Source organism: Idiomarina sp. ST20R2A10, assembly GCF_051842345.1.
Taxonomy (GTDB): Bacteria; Pseudomonadota; Gammaproteobacteria; order Enterobacterales; family Alteromonadaceae; genus Idiomarina; species Idiomarina loihiensis.
The window spans coordinates 74,994-94,358 of sequence record NZ_JBNIEY010000005.1 but is presented as its reverse complement, the minus strand read 5'-3'; the positions used below and the strand labels follow the sequence as shown (position 1 = coordinate 94,358).

At 49.7% G+C, this 19,365-nt stretch carries 18 protein-coding genes; 1 reads left to right on the top strand and 17 read right to left on the bottom strand.

Annotation, left to right across the window (positions count from 1 at the left end):
- Window positions 1–43: 43 nt before the first annotated feature.
- Window positions 44–976: a M23 family metallopeptidase gene (locus ACP7H9_RS09135; protein WP_439222602.1), complete on the bottom strand. Its 933-nt coding sequence runs from the start codon at window positions 974–976 to the stop codon at window positions 44–46.
- 88 nt (window positions 977–1,064) lie between these two features.
- Here ACP7H9_RS09135 and ACP7H9_RS09130 point away from each other — a divergent pair, with 88 nt between their 5' ends.
- Complete coding sequence (locus ACP7H9_RS09130) at window positions 1,065–1,469, top strand: DUF721 domain-containing protein (protein WP_227016357.1); 405 nt, start codon at window positions 1,065–1,067, stop codon at window positions 1,467–1,469.
- Here ACP7H9_RS09130 and lpxC read toward each other — a convergent pair.
- The 16 genes from lpxC to mraZ all read right to left on the bottom strand — a co-directional run bounded on the left by lpxC (window position 1,466) and on the right by mraZ (window position 19,195).
- On the bottom strand, window positions 1,466–2,386 hold the full coding sequence (lpxC, locus tag ACP7H9_RS09125; protein ID WP_114982072.1) for a UDP-3-O-acyl-N-acetylglucosamine deacetylase: 921 nt from the start codon (window positions 2,384–2,386) through the stop codon (window positions 1,466–1,468). The genes ACP7H9_RS09130 and lpxC overlap by 4 nt on opposite strands.
- Before the next feature lie 123 nt (window positions 2,387–2,509).
- Entirely contained in the window at window positions 2,510–3,709 is a 1,200-nt protein-coding gene (gene ftsZ / locus ACP7H9_RS09120) for a cell division protein FtsZ (protein ID WP_110013578.1), read from the bottom strand.
- A 39-nt stretch (window positions 3,710–3,748) separates the two neighbouring features.
- A complete protein-coding gene (gene ftsA, locus ACP7H9_RS09115) occupies window positions 3,749–4,981 on the bottom strand; it encodes a cell division protein FtsA (RefSeq protein ID WP_114982071.1) in 1,233 nt (410 codons plus the stop codon).
- Between the two features lie 6 nt (window positions 4,982–4,987).
- Window positions 4,988–5,734, bottom strand: coding sequence for a cell division protein FtsQ/DivIB (locus ACP7H9_RS09110; protein WP_011233700.1), 747 nt, complete (start codon window positions 5,732–5,734; stop codon window positions 4,988–4,990).
- 2 nt (window positions 5,735–5,736) lie between these two features.
- Window positions 5,737–6,666 carry a D-alanine--D-alanine ligase gene (locus ACP7H9_RS09105; protein ID WP_034818602.1) on the bottom strand — a complete coding sequence of 310 codons (930 nt, stop codon included), beginning with the start codon at window positions 6,664–6,666 and terminating at the stop codon, window positions 5,737–5,739.
- Window positions 6,656–8,128, bottom strand: coding sequence for a UDP-N-acetylmuramate--L-alanine ligase (murC, locus tag ACP7H9_RS09100; RefSeq protein ID WP_034818604.1), 1,473 nt, complete (start codon window positions 8,126–8,128; stop codon window positions 6,656–6,658). Before murC ends, ACP7H9_RS09105 begins: the two co-directional genes overlap by 11 nt.
- Entirely contained in the window at window positions 8,121–9,209 is a 1,089-nt protein-coding gene (gene murG / locus ACP7H9_RS09095; RefSeq protein ID WP_034818606.1) for an undecaprenyldiphospho-muramoylpentapeptide beta-N-acetylglucosaminyltransferase, read from the bottom strand. Before murG ends, murC begins: the two co-directional genes overlap by 8 nt.
- Window positions 9,206–10,435 (bottom strand): putative lipid II flippase FtsW, encoded by a 1,230-nt coding sequence (gene ftsW, locus ACP7H9_RS09090; RefSeq protein ID WP_011233696.1) that lies wholly within the window; start codon window positions 10,433–10,435, stop codon window positions 9,206–9,208. Before ftsW ends, murG begins: the two co-directional genes overlap by 4 nt.
- Window positions 10,419–11,810 (bottom strand): UDP-N-acetylmuramoyl-L-alanine--D-glutamate ligase, encoded by a 1,392-nt coding sequence (murD, locus tag ACP7H9_RS09085; RefSeq protein WP_034818610.1) that lies wholly within the window; start codon window positions 11,808–11,810, stop codon window positions 10,419–10,421. Before murD ends, ftsW begins: the two co-directional genes overlap by 17 nt.
- Window positions 11,811–11,816: 6 nt before the next feature.
- Window positions 11,817–12,899 carry a phospho-N-acetylmuramoyl-pentapeptide-transferase gene (mraY, locus tag ACP7H9_RS09080; protein ID WP_114982068.1) on the bottom strand — a complete coding sequence of 361 codons (1,083 nt, stop codon included), beginning with the start codon at window positions 12,897–12,899 and terminating at the stop codon, window positions 11,817–11,819.
- The gene (locus ACP7H9_RS09075) at window positions 12,893–14,296 is read right to left on the bottom strand and encodes a UDP-N-acetylmuramoyl-tripeptide--D-alanyl-D-alanine ligase (protein WP_034818614.1); all 1,404 of its coding nucleotides are present in this window, start codon (window positions 14,294–14,296) and stop codon (window positions 12,893–12,895) included. Before ACP7H9_RS09075 ends, mraY begins: the two co-directional genes overlap by 7 nt.
- Window positions 14,293–15,759: a UDP-N-acetylmuramoyl-L-alanyl-D-glutamate--2,6-diaminopimelate ligase gene (gene murE, locus ACP7H9_RS09070; RefSeq protein WP_439222601.1), complete on the bottom strand. Its 1,467-nt coding sequence runs from the start codon at window positions 15,757–15,759 to the stop codon at window positions 14,293–14,295. The genes ACP7H9_RS09075 and murE overlap by 4 nt, the downstream gene beginning before the upstream one ends.
- The gene (locus ACP7H9_RS09065) at window positions 15,756–17,489 is read right to left on the bottom strand and encodes a peptidoglycan D,D-transpeptidase FtsI family protein (RefSeq protein ID WP_417439113.1); all 1,734 of its coding nucleotides are present in this window, start codon (window positions 17,487–17,489) and stop codon (window positions 15,756–15,758) included. The genes murE and ACP7H9_RS09065 overlap by 4 nt, the downstream gene beginning before the upstream one ends.
- Window positions 17,480–17,797 carry a cell division protein FtsL gene (ftsL, locus tag ACP7H9_RS09060; protein ID WP_034818618.1) on the bottom strand — a complete coding sequence of 106 codons (318 nt, stop codon included), beginning with the start codon at window positions 17,795–17,797 and terminating at the stop codon, window positions 17,480–17,482. Before ftsL ends, ACP7H9_RS09065 begins: the two co-directional genes overlap by 10 nt.
- Complete coding sequence (rsmH, locus tag ACP7H9_RS09055) at window positions 17,790–18,737, bottom strand: 16S rRNA (cytosine(1402)-N(4))-methyltransferase RsmH (RefSeq protein WP_439222600.1); 948 nt, start codon at window positions 18,735–18,737, stop codon at window positions 17,790–17,792. Before rsmH ends, ftsL begins: the two co-directional genes overlap by 8 nt.
- On the bottom strand, window positions 18,737–19,195 hold the full coding sequence (gene mraZ, locus ACP7H9_RS09050) for a division/cell wall cluster transcriptional repressor MraZ (protein ID WP_011233688.1): 459 nt from the start codon (window positions 19,193–19,195) through the stop codon (window positions 18,737–18,739). The genes rsmH and mraZ overlap by 1 nt, the downstream gene beginning before the upstream one ends.
- Window positions 19,196–19,365: the final 170 nt, after the last annotated feature.

The window sequence follows — 19,365 nt, the reverse complement described above, 5'->3', positions numbered from 1 at the left end:
GCGGTACCTAAAGTACCGCCTACGTTCTAAATAATTTACCGAGTTATTTTGGGTCAGCTTTACGATACACAAACTGATTAGGGTCAATTTGACGGCCGTTACGCAACACTTCGTAATGAACATGTGGTCCAGTCGACCGACCACTGCTGCCCATTTTCGCAATTTGCTGACCGCGGGTAACAACATCCCCTACTGAAACTGTTAACTCGTCGTTATGACCGTAACGGGTTTTTAAGCCACCACCGTGGTCAATTTCGACTAAGGTGCCGTAACCGTATCTGTCGCCGGCCCAGGTAACGACACCTGCGCCGGTCGCAATAATTTTGACCTCTTCATTATAACTAGCAAAATCTAAGCCCTTATGCATAGCGGGTGTGCCATTAAAAGGGTCTTTACGGACACCGTATTGCGACGACAGCCAGCCATCTGAGATGGGACGACCCGCAATATAAGCGTCATTAGTAAGTTGGTGATTCATCATCACAGATTCAAGTAGCGATAGCTGTTTTTGTTTGTCAGAGATCTGCGACAGCATACCTTCAATTTCAGTAATGACGTCCGTGCCAGAGCTATGCGGGAGCTCAGCAACTTCTACCTCGGGGCCACCAATAGGCAGCTCCTGATTAAAGTTGAACTCGCCGTTATCGAGATTAGCTACCCCGGCTAAACGCTCACCTAACGCGTCCAGACGACGCATTTGAGCTCTTAATTCACCCAGATACACCGTCATAGCACCCAGACGTTTCTGAGTGTCTTCTTTTAATTCTTTTAGCGCTTCTTCCTGCAATACGAGCTTTTTCTGCTCTTCGCTAATTTTAGTCTGCGCCAGTTTAGGATCAATGCCCTGGTACTGCCATGGTTGCCAGCTGGCAAGGCCGATGAAGGCTGCAATGCCAACAAAAGAAAAAAACCGACGTCGACTTAAACGAATACGAAAACGTACTTTGGAGCCTCGATAAAAGACTGATAAACTCATCCGAACTCTCTTATTATTTGCCTACTACGCAATTATGTCACGACACCCGAAAACACCATCAGAATGGCTTCGCTCCGGTCAAAAAACTTTGTCGTCAACATTACGACACTATGCACAGTTTGCCGCCCAACTTTCGCATTGGCAACAATTGTTTCAACAATGCGTAGATAAAAACACCTATCAACACTGCCAACTGCTGAATATCCGCGATGGCCAAATGATCATTCAGGTAGATAACGGTAGCTGGGCAACCAGGCTAAAACTTCAGCAAGCGGCCATTATAACGTATTTTCGTCACAATGCGACGATCCCGGTACACAGCCTCTCAATTAAGGTGTCCCCGTCAATGAATAATTTTCAGAAGAGCATGAAAGATCAGCAGGATTCAAGTAGCGCAGAGCGTCTACTGACAATGGCTGAGGGTTGTGATGAACCGTTAAAGTCGGAGTTAAAAGCGTTGGCGGCAAAGTTTACCGCCAACGATAAAGATTAAGCTGTTGTCGTTGCGGGTGACCAGAAAGCAATAGGCGCAGTGGCCTGCTCTTCGTCAAAGGTCACAAACTCCCACGCTGACTGCTGCGCTAATAGTGCCTGTAATAACTGATTATTCAGCGCATGCCCTGATTTGTAGGCACGTAGATGACCCAAAATACTGTGGCCACCCATATACAAATCACCAATAGCATCCAACATTTTGTGTTTTACGAATTCATCGTCGTAACGCAAGCCGTCACTGTTCAGAATGCGGAATTCGTCCAGCACAACAGCGTTATCAAAACTGCCGCCTAATGCCAGATTGTTTTCCCGTAAATACTCAATGTCTTTCATAAAGCCAAAAGTACGGGCGCGGCTAATTTCTTTGATAAAAGAATTCGCGCTGAAATCCATACTAACGGTCTGGCCTGTATCTGCGATAGCCGGGTGTTCAAAGTCGATAGCAAAGTCGATACGGAAACCATCGTGGGGTAGCAGTTCCGCCCACTTATCACCGTCTTCGACACGTACCGGCTGTTTGATCCGGATGAACTTCTTCGCTGCTGACTGCTCTTCAATACCCGCGCTTTGTAGCAGGTAAACAAACGGGTGCGAGCTGCCGTCCATAATTGGAATTTCATGCGAATCGACTTCGATAATCGCATTATCAATACCAACGCCGGCCAGCGCAGCGAGCAAATGCTCGACGGTAGAAACGCGAACGTTTTCCTCATTGATAAGACAGGTACACAGCTGCGTATCACGCACCCAGTCGGCCCGTGCTGGAATATCCACCACAGGGTCAAGGTCCACACGACGGAATATCAACCCCGTATTGGCCGGCGCAGGGCGTAAAGTAAGGTTTACTTTATTGCCTTTATGCAGTCCAACACCGGTGGTTGATATTGCTTGCTGTAATGTACGTTGCTTAATCATGGTACTTGTTCACCTACCCTTTTATTCGGTTCGCCATGGCTGAAGCCAAAGCGGCCGCATATTATACGACATTTGTCATGGTCCGATCAAATTTTACGCATACTTATCAAGCGTTACGCTAATTTAGTCGACCTGTTTTCGCAAAAAAGCCGGAATATCCAGGTAATCGAGTTCTTTATCCTGTTTAGCTTTGGCAGCGGGTTGACGTTTTGGTTCCGCTTTCGTTTCTGGCTGCAACTCTTCCTGCTCCTCGTAACGAGGGGCTGCTGCACCGCGGTCAATATCACTACTGCGGTATGCTTGCTGAGGCTCCCGCTTAGGTGCTGCCTGGCTGGTCTTATTCACCAAAGAGATATCGGGTTTGCGCTCCGCGCCAATACCAGTCGCCACCACTGTCACGCGCAGCTCGTCAGACATTTCCGTATCGATAACGGTACCCACAATCACGGTTGCGTTATCTGAAGCAAAGGCTTTAACCGTATTACCGACGGTGTCGAGCTCTTCAATGCTCATGTCCATGCCGGCTGTGACGTTAATCAGCACACCACGAGCTCCGGACAAGTCGATATCTTCCAGTAACGGGCTGTTAATGGCCATTTCCGCAGCTTCCTGCGCACGGTCTTCACCGCTGGCAACACCAGTTCCCATCATGGCGGTACCCATTTCTTTCATAACCGCACGAACGTCAGCAAAGTCGACGTTGATAAGACCCGGACGAGTAATCAGCTCAGCAATACCCTGAACCGCACCCAACAATACGTTGTTTGCAGCACTAAAGGCATCCAGTAAACTGGTTCCACGACCCATCACCTTCAGCAACTTCTCGTTTGGAATGGTAATTAACGAGTCGACACTTTGTGCCAGTGCGTTGATACCTTCATCGGCTACGGCCATGCGCTTTTTCCCTTCAAACGGGAATGGCTTAGTCACAACAGCAACTGTCAGAATACCCAGTTCTTTGGCAACCTCAGCAACCACAGGTGCTGCACCGGTTCCGGTACCGCCGCCCATGCCGGCTGCAATAAAGACCATGTCGGCACCTTCTAAGTGGACGCGGATGTTCTCACGGTCCTCTTCTGCCGACTGGCGGCCTACTTCCGGGTTGGCTCCAGCACCAAGACCTTTAGTAATGTCCTGACCTAATTGAATGGTGACATCCGCCGTATGATTGCGCAGAGCCTGCGCATCGGTATTAGCGGCAATAAACTGCACACCTTCAATTGATTCTTTCACCATGTGCTGGACAGCGTTTCCGCCACCACCACCGACGCCAATCACCTTAATGACGGCTTCGCTTTCGTAATTGTCCATCAGTTCGAACATAATAATTCTCCCTACCTGCTTTTAACGTGCTACCCCAAGTTAAAACTCACCTTTGAACCAACTCTGCACTTTTTGCCAGAGTCCGATCACGTCAGTTTTAGAGCTTTCTTTTTGTGACACAGCGGCATCTTCCTGCCCATACCGTAACAGTCCCACCGCTGTGGCATAAACCGGATCTTCGACGTAATCCCGCAGGCCTTTCAAGCCCAGAGGAACGCCGACACGAACCGGCATTTGAAAAATTTCTTCGGCAAAATCCACGCAGCCTTCCATCTTAGCGCTGCCGCCGGTTATCACGACACCCGCTGCAATTTGCTCATCTAAACCACTTTGCTGAATTTCATCCCTGACCAATTCAAATAATTCCTGATAACGCGGCTCTACCACTTCGGACAACGTATGACGTGACATGACCCGCGATGGACGACCACCCACCGAAGGCACTTCAATAGTGTCTTCCATGCTGACCATCTGTCGCAACGCACAGGCATGCTTCGTCTTAATTTCCTCTGCATGGTTAGTCGGCGTGCGAAATATCTTGGCAATGTCGCTCGTAACCTGATTACCCGCTGCCGGAATCACCGCCGTATGGCGCAATACCCCGCCCGCGTAAATGCAAATATCAATGGTGCCGCCGCCTAAGTCGACCAGGGCCACACCCAAATCTTTTTCGTCGTCAGTCAGCACCGAGATGCTCGATGCCAACGCTGAAAATATCAGCTTGTCGACTGACAGGCCGCAGCGCTCTACAGCCTTTATAATGTTCTTCGCCATATCGTTGGCACAGGTAATAATGTGCACTTTCGACTCCATACGGACACCGGACATGCCTATTGGGCTGCGGATACTTTCCTGTGAGTCAATGACGTACTCCTGCGGCAAGACGTGTAAAATACGACGTTCCTTTGCAATAGGCACTGACTGCGCGGCGTGAATCACGCTGTCGACATCATCCTGAGTCACTTCAGCTTCGTTAATCGGTACCATGCCACTTTCGTTCTGACAGGAAATATGACGTCCGGAAATGTTCAAATACACCGATGCCACGCGGCAGTCAGCCATAAGCTCAGCCTCATCAACAGCGCGCTGAACCGACTGCACGACCAGATTAAGGTCATTCACGCCGCCTTTATCCATTCCACGCGACGTAGCCGTGCCAACGCCAACAACACTGATCTCATTATCAGGCAATAACTCACCTATAAGCGCTGTGACTTTGCTGGTGCCTATATCCAGACCTACAACCATATTGTGTTCGGATGTTTTCGACATAACCGTCTAACTCTCACTTTTTGCTTCACGCCAGGCCACTGCAGCCCCGGTGTCATATCGTAAATCCACAGTATCGATTTCGTTGTTTTTACTTTTTTCGTGCTCAACGATGCTGGGAAACACATCGATAAACCGCTTAATTCTCTCTAATGTGGCTTCGCGCCCTAACTTAATTTCAATTCCCTGTGCCAGAACCACGTTGACAGCAAAGCGTTCGGTTAATCTCAACGCTCTTATCTGAAAGCCATTAACCTCCAGCATTTGCTGTACCCGGTTAAATTCCTTCCAGGTCTCTTTCACCGCGTTCTCCGGACCGAACAACTGTGGCAAACTGCTGTCAGCTCTCGTTATATCAGCCCGGAAAACTTCCTGATGCTGATTGATAAGTCGATCGCCGTTCCACATGGCCACGGGTTTGTGCTCCGTCACATAAACCGACAACTTATCCGGCCAAACCTTGCGAATAGAGACCTTTTGCACCCACGGCAACTGCTCTACCCGACGCCTTAAATCATCCACATCGGCCGTAAAAAAGCTTCCTAACGGCTCTGCTGTCAATGCCTGCCTAACCTCTTCGCTGGCGGTATAATGCAACTCGCCTTGAACACTTAATTCAGCCAGCGGTACTTGCTGTTCGTCTGTCAGCACTTCGTTTAACTGATAGATACCAACCAGTGCCCCCGCAATAGTCAGGCATAACACCACCACACCTGACCAAAAGTTGACTGAGCGCAGGCGCTGTTCAGCAGCCATCGTTAGCGCTCCAGCGTTTGCGCTAAAATGCGCTCCACTAAGTCATTAAACTGTAAACCAGCAACTTTTGCCGCCATAGGTACCAGGCTTTTTTCTGTCATTCCCGGTACCGTATTTGCCTCTAACAAAAACCACTCACCCGCGTTATTGCGCATCACATCGATACGTCCCCAGCCACTACCTCCTATGGCCGCGAAAGCGCGTTCAGCCAACATTCGCAAACTTGCTTCGTCATCTTCACTTAGCCCTGCAGGACAGTGATACTGGGTATCATTTGCCTGATACTTGGCTTCAAAATCATAAAACTCATGTGGCGTTTGCAGTCGAATAACCGGTAATGCCTTACCTTCCAGTATGCCAATGGTATACTCCGCACCTTCAACCCACTGTTCGACCAAAAGGTCGTCGTCAAACTGTGCCGCATGCTGCAAGGCTAAAGCCAGGCTTCGCCCGTTATCGGCAATGCTCATACCTATAGAGGAGCCTTCACGTGCTGGTTTTACAATCACCCGGCCACCGAGCTCCTGCAACATAGCTTCCACGTTCACTTGCTCTATTTCAGCTTGCGTTACCACCCGCCAATTGGCGGTTGGCAGACCCAGTGAATGCCAAATTTGTTTACAACGCACTTTATCCATACCCAGCGCACAGCCCAGAACATCACTGCCGGTGTATGGCATTTCCAGTATTTGCAATGCCCCCTGCATGCTGCCATCTTCACCGCCGCGGCCATGCAAAGCGATAAATACGCGATCAAACTTTTGCTCCACAAGCTCCTGCAAGCTATGCGCCGCCGGGTCAAATGCGTGTGCATCGATGCCTTTCGCAACCAGGCCTTTTAATACCGCCATTCCGGATTTCAGCGAAACATCGCGCTCAGCCGACGTACCGCCCAGCATGACGGCCACTTTACCAAAGGCATTAGCTTTCATGACTCAACACCTCAGTTGCAATTCGCTTGGCCAATGCGCCGATATTTCCAGCGCCCTGCGTTAACAGCAAGTCTCCCGGAGCAAGCACCGATTCAAGAACTTCCGGCATATCATCCACGGTTGCCACATAAACCGGGTCTATCTGCCCGCGCTGACGAATGGAACGACATAATGAGCGACTATCGGCACCGCTTACCGGCGTTTCCCCGGCACTGTAAACTTCCAGCATCAGTAATACGTCAACCTGCGACAGCACGTTAACGAAGTCTTCGTATAAATCCCGGGTGCGCGAATAACGGTGCGGTTGAAATGCCATTACCAAACGACGCTCAGGCCAACCTTCCCGCGCCGCCTGAATAGTGGCAGCAACTTCTGAAGGATGGTGACCATAATCATCAACCAGCATCACTTCACCCGGCTCTTTATTCGACTCTTTATCTGAGATGGCAAAGTTACCGTAATGCTGAAAACGACGGCCAATACCTTCAAATTTATTCAATGCTGACTTAATGGCTTCGTCGTTAATTCCTTCATCTGTTGCTACAGCTACTGCGGCCAGAGCATTCAACACATTGTGCTTACCCGGCAGATTAAGACACACGTCAAGTGGTTTCAGCCCTTTGCGTAAAATAGTAAAGCAGCTCTCACTGGCGGTTTGTTTATAATCTATTGCTCGTACATCAGCGGCTTCGCTAAAGCCGTAGGTCATGGTCTGACGGCCGAGTCGTGGTATTAGATCAGATACGACAGGGTCATCGACACACATAACAGCTAAACCGTAAAACGGCAGGTTATGCAAAAATTCAACATAGGTGTCCAGCAGCTTATTGAAATCACCTTCGTAGGTGTCCATATGGTCTGCTTCGATATTCGTCACTATCGCAACCATCGGTTGTAAATGCAGAAACGACGCATCGCTTTCATCGGCTTCTGCAATGAGGTACTTACTGTTACCTAAACGAGCATTCGAACCGGCACTATTGAGCAAACCACCAATAACAAAAGTGGGATCGCGATCGGCTTCGGCAAAAATACTCGCAACCAATGACGTGGTCGTTGTTTTGCCGTGTGTACCGGCTACCGCAATACCATGGCGAAAACGCATAAGCTCGGCCAGCATTTCTGCACGACGTACCACCGGCACCCGCAACTGGTGTGCAGCTACCAGCTCAGCGTTATCCGCTTTTATTGCACTGGATACCACAACCACACTGGCGCCTTCGATATTGTTGGCCATATGCCCCAGAATCACCGTCGCTCCAAGGCAACGTAAACGATCAGTATTGGCGTTTTCGGCAATATCCGAACCCGAAATCTGATAGCCCTGATTTAACAGAACCTCGGCAATACCGGCCATGCCTGCACCACCGATACCAACGAAATGGATTCGCTGTACCCGGCGCATTTCCGGGACGTTCACAATAGTAAATGGCTGTGCGTTGGTTGCGGTCATGCTAGTCATCGCTCTGTCTATATTCCATACATTCATTCACCAGTCGTTGCGTTGCCTCTGGCATCGCACACTGGCGAGCGAAACGCGCCATTGTCCACAGTTGTTGTCTGTCATGCAATAAACGTTTTAACTGTTGTTTCAATGCGCCTTCCACTACTTCAGTTTGCGGCAATAAAACTGCCGCACCACGGCTTTCTAAAACTTTCGCATTGGCGCTTTGGTGGTCATCCACAGCGTGTGGCAATGGCACCAGAATGGACGCTACGCCCATTACCGCCAACTCAGATATGGTTAATGCGCCAGCGCGACAAATAACCAAATCAGCATTTTTAAAAGCGTCGCCCATATCTTCAATAAATTCGGTGACTTTCAGCGTTTTAAGCACTGATGCACCTAAGTAAGCCTTTTCAGTTGTTGCCTCACGCTCAGCACCACATTGGTGCAGGACATTAAGTTCAACACCTTCTAATGCTTTGACGGCTTCCGGCACGGCTTCGTTCAATACCTGCGCACCTAAACTTCCGCCAACCACCAATATATTCAAGGCTCCGTCTGTACTTGATTTTTCTGTCTGTTCAGCCGCTTGTGCCAATAACCCCTTGCGCAGAGGGTTACCAACAACCGGGTACTGTTGCCATTGCGGGAGAGCAACCGGTAGCCCCAACATAACTTTGTTTGCTCTGGGGGCTAACAACCGGGTGGTCATGCCCGGTATGGCATTTTGTTCGTGCACCACTAAGGGGATGCCCAGCAGTTTCGCAGCTAACCCCATTGGGGCGCAGACATAGCCGCCAAAGGTTGCCACTACCTGTGGCTGTAGTGTTTTCAGCAAGCGTCGACATTGCAGCACGGCTTTCGCCAAAGTGAATGGCATGAACAGCTTTCTTTTCAGCCCATGACCGCGAACTCCAGTCATGCTAATGCTGTGTAAAGGGAAGTTAGCTGCCGGAATCACCCGACTTTCTAAACGACCTTCCTGCGTACCCAGCCAGTCAACTTGCCAGCCGTTGTCGCGCATTTGTTCTGCTACGGCTAAGGCCGGAAAAATATGACCACCGGTGCCGGCTGCTGCTATCAAAACTTTGTTCATTCGGCACCTCCGCGCGGTGCCACTTTGCGACCCAGCATCCGACGTTCATGGTCTATGCGTAACAACAGCCCAACGGCCAGAGCCGATATGATCAGGCTGTTACCACCGTAGCTCACCAAAGGCAGTGTCAGTCCCTTAGTTGGTAATGCACCGGACGCAACACCGATATTCACAAAGGCCTGGATACTAAACCAAATACCGATACCATAAGCCAGATAACCGCCGTAACGTTGCTCCTGCATTAAGCAGCGACGGCCAATAATTAAAGCTCGCCATACCAACATTAATACGGTTGCAATAACCGCCAGCACGCCAAGAAAACCTAGTTCCTCGGCAACAACAGCCATAATAAAGTCAGTATGTGCTTCGGGTAGGTATTGTAATTTTTGAATGCTATTACCCAAACCGGCGCCGCTAAAGTGGCCTTGCCCAAAGGCAATAAGCGACTGCATTAACTGATATCCGGCACCGAATGGGTCCTTCTCCGGTTCCAGGAAGGTGAGCAGACGCTGCATCCGGTAAGGCTCAACGATGATCAGTAAAATTAATGCCAGTACGCAGGTAATGAACACAGCAAAAAACTGCCACAATCTAGCGCCAGCTAAAAACAGCATGGCGACGGTTGTTGCCGACAAGACAACCACGGTTCCGAAATCCGGCTGCATTAATAAAAGCACTGCAGCAATAAACAACAGCGCCAGAGGTTTTATAAAGCCTTTAGTCGCTTCTCTGACTTCGTCTTCCCTGCGGGACAAATAACTGGCCATATAAATACAGAAGAAAAGTTTAGCGACCTCTGCCGCCTGAAAAGTAATTGGCCCGACTTTTATCCAGCGTTGTGCACCGTTAACTTCATATCCCACAACTAAAACCATTAACAGCATAATCAAGCCGAGCAACAACAACTTACCGCTCTGTTGATTCCAGCTATTCGCCGGTACCCGTAAAGTCGCCAGCATAACGGCTAAACTAATCAGAATATAAATGCCGTGACGAATGGCAAAATGGAACGGATTCCCCGTTAACCGGTCTGCCGTAGGTAAAGACGCAGACGTGACCATAACAAAGCCAAAAGCCAGCAACGCCATTGCCAGGGTAAACAGCATACGGTCGTACAGTGGCTGACTGGCTTTTGGTTGAAACCAGTTAATCAGCTTTTGCCAACGACTACCGACATCGGAAGCCGGTATCTCAAGATTTAACTGTTCTTCACGCACTGTTGACATAAAGCGCCTCCACTGCATGACGGAAACTGTCGCCCCGATGCTCGAAGTTCTGAAACTGATCGAAGCTCGCACACGCAGGCGATAACAGCACCATGTCGCCGGTTTGCACTAAAGATGCCGCTAGCTCCACGGCCTGCTGTAAACTTTTTACCTGCCGTGAACCGTTAAACAACTGACCAATGCGGGGACCATCTTCACCTATGGTTAAGAGAATATCGACCCGCTCCAGGGTCGACTGCAGCTCACGGAAGTCTGCTCCTTTGCCGACCCCACCCGCTATTAGCAGTAAACGCCCGTTTATCATTGGTCTCAGCCCCTCAACCGCGGCAGCAGTAGCACCGATATTTGTGGCTTTTGAATCGTTAACCCAGAGCACGCCCTCATTGTCACTGACTAATTCACAGCGGTGCGGCAGACCTTTAAACTCTTTTACCGCACGAACCGCAGCTTCAATATCAATATCTATTGCCTGACACAAAGCCAGAGCTGCCTGCACATTCACCAGGTTATGAATGCCCTGGAGTTGCAATTGATCTGCCCGCAGTACAACACTGCCATCGAAAGTCACGGCAACCGGCCCACTGACACGGTCGATATTTCCAGACAGCAAACCAAAGTGTTTGGGATGCGAGTCATTACCGAAGGTCATTAATTTTCCCGTAACCGGGTGTGGCCAGGTATCCTGCTGCTGACGGTTCAGTATCCAGGTTTTTGCATGAGTGAAAATGCGTTGCTTAGCTTTTACATATTCATCCAGAGTGCAGTAACGATCCATATGATCGGCACTAATATTCATAAGTGCCGCCGCTTTAAGTTTCAAGCTGGAAACTGATTCCAACTGAAAACTGGAAAGCTCCAGTATTACAGCATCGGGGTGCTGCTCCTGCAGCAGCAAGTCGAGTACTGGTACGCCTATATTGCCGGCTGCAGCCACATTTTTGCCGCATTGCTTAGCAACAAACTCGACCATGCGAGTTACTGTGGATTTTCCATTAGAGCCAGTTACCGCTACTATCGGCAATTTTGATTCTTGCGCAAACAGCTCAACATCACCAACAATCGGAATATCTGCATCACGCGCCAAAACGATTGGGTCTTCACGTAAATCGATACCCGGACTGGCAATAATTAAGTCGGCCGCCAGCGTGTCTTCTAATTCCCAATGCCGGTTAAGCAGTTCAGCATCTCCCAGTATTTGTTTTGCTTCTTCCAGGCCAGGAGGGTTTTCACGCGAATCAAAAACCTGAATTTTGATCTCGGCAAGCTTCTGATCCTGCTGCCGTTTATGTTGTAAATAGCGCAGCACAGACACCCCGGTCTTTCCAAGACCAAGGACAACAATGTGTTTTGTATTCTGCCAGGCTATTTTAGTCATTATTTTTTAACGCAACTTCAAGGTTGCGAGTCCTATCAGCACAAAAATGAGTGACAATATCCAGAAACGCACGATTACCCGCGGTTCTGGCCATCCTTTTAATTCGTAATGGTGATGAATTGGAGCCATTCGAAAAACTCGTTTGCCTCTCAATTTGTAGGAACCCACCTGCAGCATCACCGATAAGGTTTCCATAACAAACACACCACCCATAATGAACAGCACCAGCTCCTGCCGAACCAATATCGCGATAATGCCAAGTGCAGCACCTAAGGCCAGAGAACCCACGTCGCCCATAAATACAAGCGCAGGATAAGTATTGAACCAGAGAAATCCGAGACCCGCTCCGACAATAGCGGTGCACACGACCAACAATTCAGCGGTCAGCGGCAAATAAGGAATTTGCAGATATTCAGCAAAGTTCACATTGCCGGACACGTAGGCGAAAATACCCAGTGCAGCAGCCACCATAATGGTTGGCATAATGGCCAGGCCGTCCAGACCATCGGTTAAATTGACGGCATTACTGGTACCGACAATGACAAAATAGGCCATGAGCATATAAAGCATACCCAACTGCGGCATAACGTCTTTAAAGAATGGAACAAGAAGAGCAGTTTCAGCGCTCTGAGTACTGCTCCAGTAAAGGTAAACGGCAGCCACACTGGCAATAACCGACTGCCAGAAATACTTCCACTTAGCAATTAACCCTTTCGGGTCTTTGCGTACAACTTTGCGATAATCATCGACAAAGCCGACAATACCAAAGCCGGTAATAACCATTAGAACGACCCAGACATAACGGTTATCTAAGTCAGCCCAGAGTAGTGAGGAACCCAGAACCGCTGCCAGTATCAATACGCCGCCCATAGTCGGCGTACCACTTTTTACTAAATGACTTTCCGGACCGTCGTCCCGTACCGTTTGCCCTATTTGCAAACGCTGCAAACGACGAATTAATGTTGGTCCTAACCACAACGACAAAACCAGTGCGGTCAAAACACTGAGTATTGCCCGCAAGGTTAAGTAGGAAAACACGTTAAACGCGCTTTCAAACTGGGTTAGGTACTCCGCCAACCAAACTAACATGCGTGCTTATCCTCTACGCTGCCACTGACCGCGACAGCCTGCTGTATTGCTGCAACAACGCGCTCCATATGTGCGGAGCGTGAGCCTTTAACCAGCACTGTGACAGGTTGCTTACCTGTCTGTTCTGTAAGTCTTTGTAAAACAGATTCAACCAGCGACTGTAAGCTACCGAAGTGCTTACCTCCGTGGCCGTTAAAGACCTCGCTGGCACTTTGACTGAGTACGCCCAGACTGTATAAGTTATCAATGCCAGTGCCGATAGCATGTTCACCAATATCTTCGTGATAAGCGCGCGCATCGGCACCTAACTCACCCATATCGCCCAATACAAAAATGCGATACCCCTGATAACTTCCCAGCAAATCCAGGGCAGCTTTAGTTGAGGCAACGCTGGCGTTATAGGTGTCATCAATAATACGTAAGTGGTCACTCACTTTTATCGTTGTCAAACGTCCCTGAGCCGGCTCGACCCTTTGCAGCCCAGTAACAATGTCATCCAGCGATATACCCAGCTCACTTGCCGCAGCAGCGGCTGAAAGCGCATTAAGCACGTTGTGACGACCGCTTAACTTCAGTTCAATACGCTTCGTTTCACCGCCCAAATGCAGAGTAAACGCAGGGTGTCCGTCACTGTTCAATACCACGTCACTTGCATAAACATCGGCGGAGTCGGTTAAACCAAAGCTCTTCCATTTCATGTCAGCACAGGCGCGTTCCCAGCAAGGATAAAACTCAGAATCGCGCGGGGTAATGGCCGTTCCCTGGCTACTCACTCCACGGAATATTTCAGTTTTAGCACGGGCAACCCCGTGTAAGCTTCCGAAACCTTCAACATGCGCTGCACTCACGTTATTCAATATGGCAACATCGGGTCTTACTAAGTCTGTGGTATAAGCAATTTCGCCCGGATGATTCGCACCCAGCTCTACTACCGCGTATTTATGCTTTTCCTCTAACCTTAATAAGGTCAGCGGAACACCTATATCGTTATTAAAGTTACCCTGTGTGGCCAATACCGGATGACGAATAGATAAGATGGCCGCCAGCATTTCTTTTACTGTGGTTTTACCGTTGCTGCCGGTGACAGCCACGGTTTTCGGCGCTACCTTCGCCTTAATAGCCGCACCTAAGCGCCCCAGCGCATGACGGCTGTTCTCGACAATAATCTGGCGGCACTCGCTATCCACTTTCTTTTCGCAAATAATTGCCGCGGCGCCTTTAGCTATAGCCTGTTCGACAAAGTCGTGGGCATCAAAATTCTTGCCTTTTAAGGCTATAAATAACGCGTCGGTTAAATCCGCTCTAGTGTCCGTGGACACCGCATCAATTGTACAATCAGAGCCAATCAGGCGGCCTTCCACCTGCTCCGCAATCCATTTCAGTGATACTGAGATCATGCGCAGTCTCCTTGCAGCCATTCACTGACTACCGCTCGTTCGTTATAGTCAATGCGTTGAGTACCAATAACCTGATAGTCTTCGTGTCCTTTACCGGCGAGTAATACAACGTCATCTTTTCCGGCTTCCTGCATTGCACGTATCACCGCCTCGCGGCGACCCGGCCAAACCTTAACCTGAGTTTTATCCGCAATGCCGGTCAAAATATCTTCAATAATTTGTTCCGCGGGTTCTGTCCGCGGGTTGTCATCGGTAACCACAACAACATCAGCGTAATCTGCCGCGACTTTACCCATTTGCGGACGCTTGCCACGGTCACGGTCACCGCCGCAGCCAAACACACACCACAAACGACCCTTGCAATGCAGGCGCAGCGCACTCAATACCTGATGCAGAGCGTCCGATGTATGCGCGTAGTCAACCACCACCAGCGGCGACTGATTATTATGAAAGGCTTCCATCCGTCCGGGAACGGGCTGCAAACTGCCACAGGCTTTGCCGATATCCGCAAGAGGCTTATTCAGTTTCAGCAATACAGCAACCGCGCAGAGTAAGTTATAAACGTTGAAACGGCCCAACAATGGAGTTTCAACGACGCAGGATTCACCCTGCCAGTTTAAACTGAACACCGAGCCCTGCTCATGGAACTGAACACCAGTCGCCTGCAGGCATGGTTCGTTGGGGCTGGCATTAAGACTTACCCATAAATCGGCTAAATCATCCTGCTGCCACTGGCTTAACGTGTCGTCGTCGGCGTTAACCACTCGGTTTTGCACGCCAAAGTCAGCAAATAAACGTTGTTTTGCGGCCACGTAATTTTCCATGGTGCCGTGATAGTCGAGATGATCCCGACTAATATTGGTTATGGCGGCCGCCGCATAGTGTAAAGCCTCGACACGGCGCTGTATCAGTGCGTGTGAAGACACCTCCATAGCAACCAGTTCTGCGCCTTCAGCTAATAGCGTAGCCAGACGTTGTTGGACGGTAACGGCATCTGGTGTGGTATGACGCTCAGGTAATAAGCGACCAATAAGTCCACTTCCGGTTGTACCAATAACAGCCGCTTCCATACCCAGAGCTTTTGCCAACTGCGCCATAATGTGAGTAACCGACGTTTTACCATTGGTTCCGGTCACACCAACCAGGTTCATTTTCTCTGATGGATGGCCGAAAAAATTACCGGCGATGCGGGAGAGATGCTCACGAACGCCACTAAAACCGATAACGACTACGCCCCGGCGGTGTTCAACCGCCATTCCCGGGGCTTCAGCAATAATGGCTGCAGCACCGGCATCAATAGCCGCATCAATATAAGCCCGACCGTCAGTCTCGTAGCCCGGAATAGCGACAAAAACATCGCCATTAGCAACTTGCCGACTATCGAGCTTTATACCGCTAACGATAACATCCGGAATGGAGAACGATGCTGGCAGCATTGTCAGCAACTCGGTAAGCTTCATCATTTATCACCCCCAAAGCCCGCAGCGTGCACCTGAGTGTCATCTACGTTATCTGGCGGTATATTCAGTAAGCGCATGGTTTGCGATACAATTTTTGAGAACACTGGAGCTGCGGCCGTGCCGCCATAATAGTCGTCGGTACCCGGTTCGTTTATGGTTACAACCACAACCACTTTGGGGTCACTAACCGGAGCTATTCCGGCAAAGAGTGCTACGTATTCGTCACCGTAACCGCCTGTTGCTTTGGTTTTTCGGGTTGTCCCCGTTTTACCTGCAATACGGTAGCCCGGAACCTGCGCCGCTTTAGCAGTACCATCACGCACCACCGTTTCCATCATATGCATAACCGCCCGGGTATTGTCCGGATTAAACACTTGCTCTGCCGGTAACGGTGATTCCTGTCGGAAAATCGTCAGCGGTCGTTTTTTCCCACCATTAGCGATAATGCTGTAAGCATTAGCCAGTTGCAGCGTTGTTGCCGACAAACCATAGCCATAAGCGAGAGTTGCTGTTTCAAAGTCTGACCAGCGTCTTCTGTCACCCAGTATGCCAATGCTCTCACCTAACAAGGCAATGCCCGTGTCGTTTCCAAAGCCAGCGTCGGCATAGGTTTGCAATAAAGGGTCAATGCCTAAATCCAGTGCGATTTTTGTGACGCCCACGTTCGAAGAATGTTCCAGCACCTCAGCCAGTGACAGTTCGCCATAGTTCCGAGGGTCACTCACCCGGCGTCCACCAATTCTGAGCCAGCCCGGACTGGTATCAATGGTATCGCCGGCTTTATGCCGTCCGTTCTCAAGCGCACTCAGCACGACCAGCGGCTTCATTGTAGAGCCAGGTTCATAGCTGTCGGTTACCGCCCGGTTACGCATGCGGAAAGACTGCAGCTCGGAACGGTTGTTAGGGTTGAAAGACGGGCTATTGACCATAGCCAGCACTTCACCGGTTTCGACATTCAGCACTACCGCCGAACCCGAAGTTGCCTGATTGTAGCGCACGGCTTTTTTCAATTCGGTATAAGCGGTTGCCTGAACACGTTGGTCGATACTCAGTGTCAGCTGTTTTGGTTGTTGTGCATCTGTCTGGCTGATTTCTTCAACAACCCGTCCTTCTGCGTCCTTGCGATAAACTCGTTTACCCGGCGTACCGGTTAAATGCTCGTCGTACAGAAGCTCCAGGCCTTCCTGCCCGGCGCCGTCAATGTCGGTTAAACCTATTAGGTGAGAACTGATCTCACCGGTAGGATAATAACGGCGTGACTCTGTTTTTAAATACACACCGGGAATTTTCAACTGCTTCACATAGTCGGCTTCTGATGGCGTCACTTTGCGTTGCAGATAAACGAAACGTTTTGACGGGTCGTCCACTTTACTGACCAGCTCGTTACGGTTCATGCGAAAAGTTTCAGCCAGGGCCTGCCAGCGACGTTCGTCAGCTAAAGCCTCGCGCTCGGCGATACGTTTGGGATCGGCCCATACGGTTTCTACCGGGACGCTAACCGCAAGTTCTCTTCCGTTACGATCAACAATAGTGCCTCGCTGAACCGCGACGCTGGATGCCCTTAAACTGCGCATATCGCCTTGCAGCGAAAAAGCATCGGGGCTTATGACCTGGATATAGGCTGCGCGTGCAATTAACACAGAAAATACACCGAACAGTAAGAATACTGCGGTGTAAAAGCGCCAACGCGTACCGGCTGGCTCTGTGCGTTTATTGCGACGATTCACTGCCATGAAACCAACACCTCCTGTTCTGGCTCAACGTCCCGCATGCCCAGTTGTTCCTGCGCAATACGTTCAACCCGGCTGTGTTCAGTCAGTGCGTTTTGCTCAACCACAAGGTGCCGCCATTCTCTGTCCAGAGTATCCCGGTGCGATAATAAGTCATCACGTTCACCGGTTAACTGACGGTTCAGATGGGCGGTGTAGACAATGCTTAACGCGTTGCCGATAACCACCACACTCAAGAGCAAAACCCACTTATGCTGCAACAAATCCTGCAGCAACATTTTCATGAGACTGGGGTAGCGTCGCTTAGTCATTGCGAACCCTCCTTGCTATACGCAACACAGAGCTGCGCGAACGAGGATTAACCTGCACTTCCGCTTTACTCGGCTTAATCGCTTTACCAACTTTCTCCAGCGCTTTATCTTTATTGCGCTCGGCTTCAGTTACCGGCAAGCCAGGAGGTAATTGCTTTCCTTCGCTATGTTTGCGAATAAAACGTTTTACTAAACGGTCTTCCAGACTGTGGAAACTAATAACCACCAGTCGCCCATCTTCTTTCAGGCCAGAGAGAGAAGCGTCCAGCGCCTGTTCAATTTGTTCCAGTTCCCGGTTAATGTGAATGCGGATGGCCTGAAAGGTTCGTGTTGCCGGGTGTTTATGCTTTTCTTTTACCGGACTCACGCGGGCAATCATTTCAGCCAGTTCTTTAGTGCGGGTAAACGGCTTTTTCTCGCGATCCATGACTATGGCGCTGGCGATACGTCGAGCAAAGCGTTCCTCGCCATACTCTTTAAGAACCCAGCTGATGTCATCTTTTTCTGCACGATTAAGCCATTCGGCGGCGGTTTCGCCACTGGTGGTGTTCATCCGCATATCTAAAGGGCCGTCCCGCATAAAGCTAAAGCCGCGCTCGGCGTCATCTAATTGTGGGGAAGATACGCCAAGGTCAAATAGAATTCCGGTCACTTGCTGGTTCAACTGCAAGTCATCAAGTACCTGTTGCAGGTTTGAGAAAGGGGTGTGGATAATTTGAAAACGAGGGTCATCTGCAAACGCTGCAGCCGCAGCAATAGCTTCGGGGTCCTGATCCAGTGCAATAACGCGGGCATCGTCACCTAACTTGTTAAGCAGCTCACGCGTGTGTCCGCCGCGACCAAATGTGGCGTCGATGTATGTGCCTTGCGGATCAGTCGCTAATGCTTCTATCGACTCTTCCAGTAGCACCGAAACGTGTTGCGGTGACGTTGTAATCATTATAATGAAAAGTCTTCTAGTCGTTCGTTGAGAGTAAAGTCACCTTCGCGTTCAACATCCATGTCCTGCGCCACTTGTTCGTGCCAGGCGTCTTCATTCCAAACTTCAAATTTATTCAGCTGCCCGACAAGCATCAGTTTTTTCTCTAAACCGGCGTGTTGTCTCAACGGAGCTGACAGGAGCAAACGACCATTTTTATCCATTTCACAGTCGTCGGCGTGGCCTAAAAGAAGTCGCTGTAAGCGACGTTCTGCAGGGTTCATACTGGATAATCGAGTAAGCTTTTGTTCGATGATTTGCCACTCGGGAAGCGGGTACAGCAACAGGCACGGTTGCTTAATATCAATCGTGCAGACCATTTTGCCTTCACAGTCTAATGACAACGCATGACGGTATTTAGCCGGTATGGCTAACCGTCCTTTGCTATCCAGACTTAATGTTGTTGCACCTCGGAACATGATCCCACCTGATCATTGCGATCCACTATTATCCACAAATCCCCACAATGTTACAGTCTAGGTGTCTCTCTTTCCCACTGTCAAGAAAAAACCTCTCTATTTGTCAGGCCTTGACGGTAAATTTACATTAAGCGGTTGATGCAACGCGTAAAATTATTTTTCCGTTAGAG

Excerpts from the sequence above, each read along its gene's own strand:
- ACP7H9_RS09135 (WP_439222602.1), bottom strand. The coding sequence starts at position 976 with ATGAGTTTATCAGTCTTTTATCGAGGCTCCAAAGTACGTTTTCGTATT.
- lpxC (WP_114982072.1), bottom strand. The coding sequence starts at position 2,386 with ATGATTAAGCAACGTACATTACAGCAAGCAATATCAACCACCGGTGTT.
- ftsZ (WP_110013578.1), bottom strand. The coding sequence starts at position 3,709 with ATGTTCGAACTGATGGACAATTACGAAAGCGAAGCCGTCATTAAGGTG.
- ftsA (WP_114982071.1), bottom strand. The coding sequence starts at position 4,981 with ATGTCGAAAACATCCGAACACAATATGGTTGTAGGTCTGGATATAGGC.
- ACP7H9_RS09110 (WP_011233700.1), bottom strand. The coding sequence starts at position 5,734 with ATGGCTGCTGAACAGCGCCTGCGCTCAGTCAACTTTTGGTCAGGTGTG.
- ACP7H9_RS09105 (WP_034818602.1), bottom strand. The coding sequence starts at position 6,666 with ATGAAAGCTAATGCCTTTGGTAAAGTGGCCGTCATGCTGGGCGGTACG.
- murC (WP_034818604.1), bottom strand. The coding sequence starts at position 8,128 with ATGACTAGCATGACCGCAACCAACGCACAGCCATTTACTATTGTGAAC.
- murG (WP_034818606.1), bottom strand. The coding sequence starts at position 9,209 with ATGAACAAAGTTTTGATAGCAGCAGCCGGCACCGGTGGTCATATTTTT.
- ftsW (WP_011233696.1), bottom strand. The coding sequence starts at position 10,435 with ATGTCAACAGTGCGTGAAGAACAGTTAAATCTTGAGATACCGGCTTCC.
- murD (WP_034818610.1), bottom strand. The coding sequence starts at position 11,810 with ATGACTAAAATAGCCTGGCAGAATACAAAACACATTGTTGTCCTTGGT.
- mraY (WP_114982068.1), bottom strand. The coding sequence starts at position 12,899 with ATGTTAGTTTGGTTGGCGGAGTACCTAACCCAGTTTGAAAGCGCGTTT.
- ACP7H9_RS09075 (WP_034818614.1), bottom strand. The coding sequence starts at position 14,296 with ATGATCTCAGTATCACTGAAATGGATTGCGGAGCAGGTGGAAGGCCGC.
- murE (WP_439222601.1), bottom strand. The coding sequence starts at position 15,759 with ATGATGAAGCTTACCGAGTTGCTGACAATGCTGCCAGCATCGTTCTCC.
- ACP7H9_RS09065 (WP_417439113.1), bottom strand. The coding sequence starts at position 17,489 with ATGGCAGTGAATCGTCGCAATAAACGCACAGAGCCAGCCGGTACGCGT.
- ftsL (WP_034818618.1), bottom strand. The coding sequence starts at position 17,797 with ATGACTAAGCGACGCTACCCCAGTCTCATGAAAATGTTGCTGCAGGAT.
- rsmH (WP_439222600.1), bottom strand. The coding sequence starts at position 18,737 with ATGATTACAACGTCACCGCAACACGTTTCGGTGCTACTGGAAGAGTCG.
- mraZ (WP_011233688.1), bottom strand. The coding sequence starts at position 19,195 with ATGTTCCGAGGTGCAACAACATTAAGTCTGGATAGCAAAGGACGGTTA.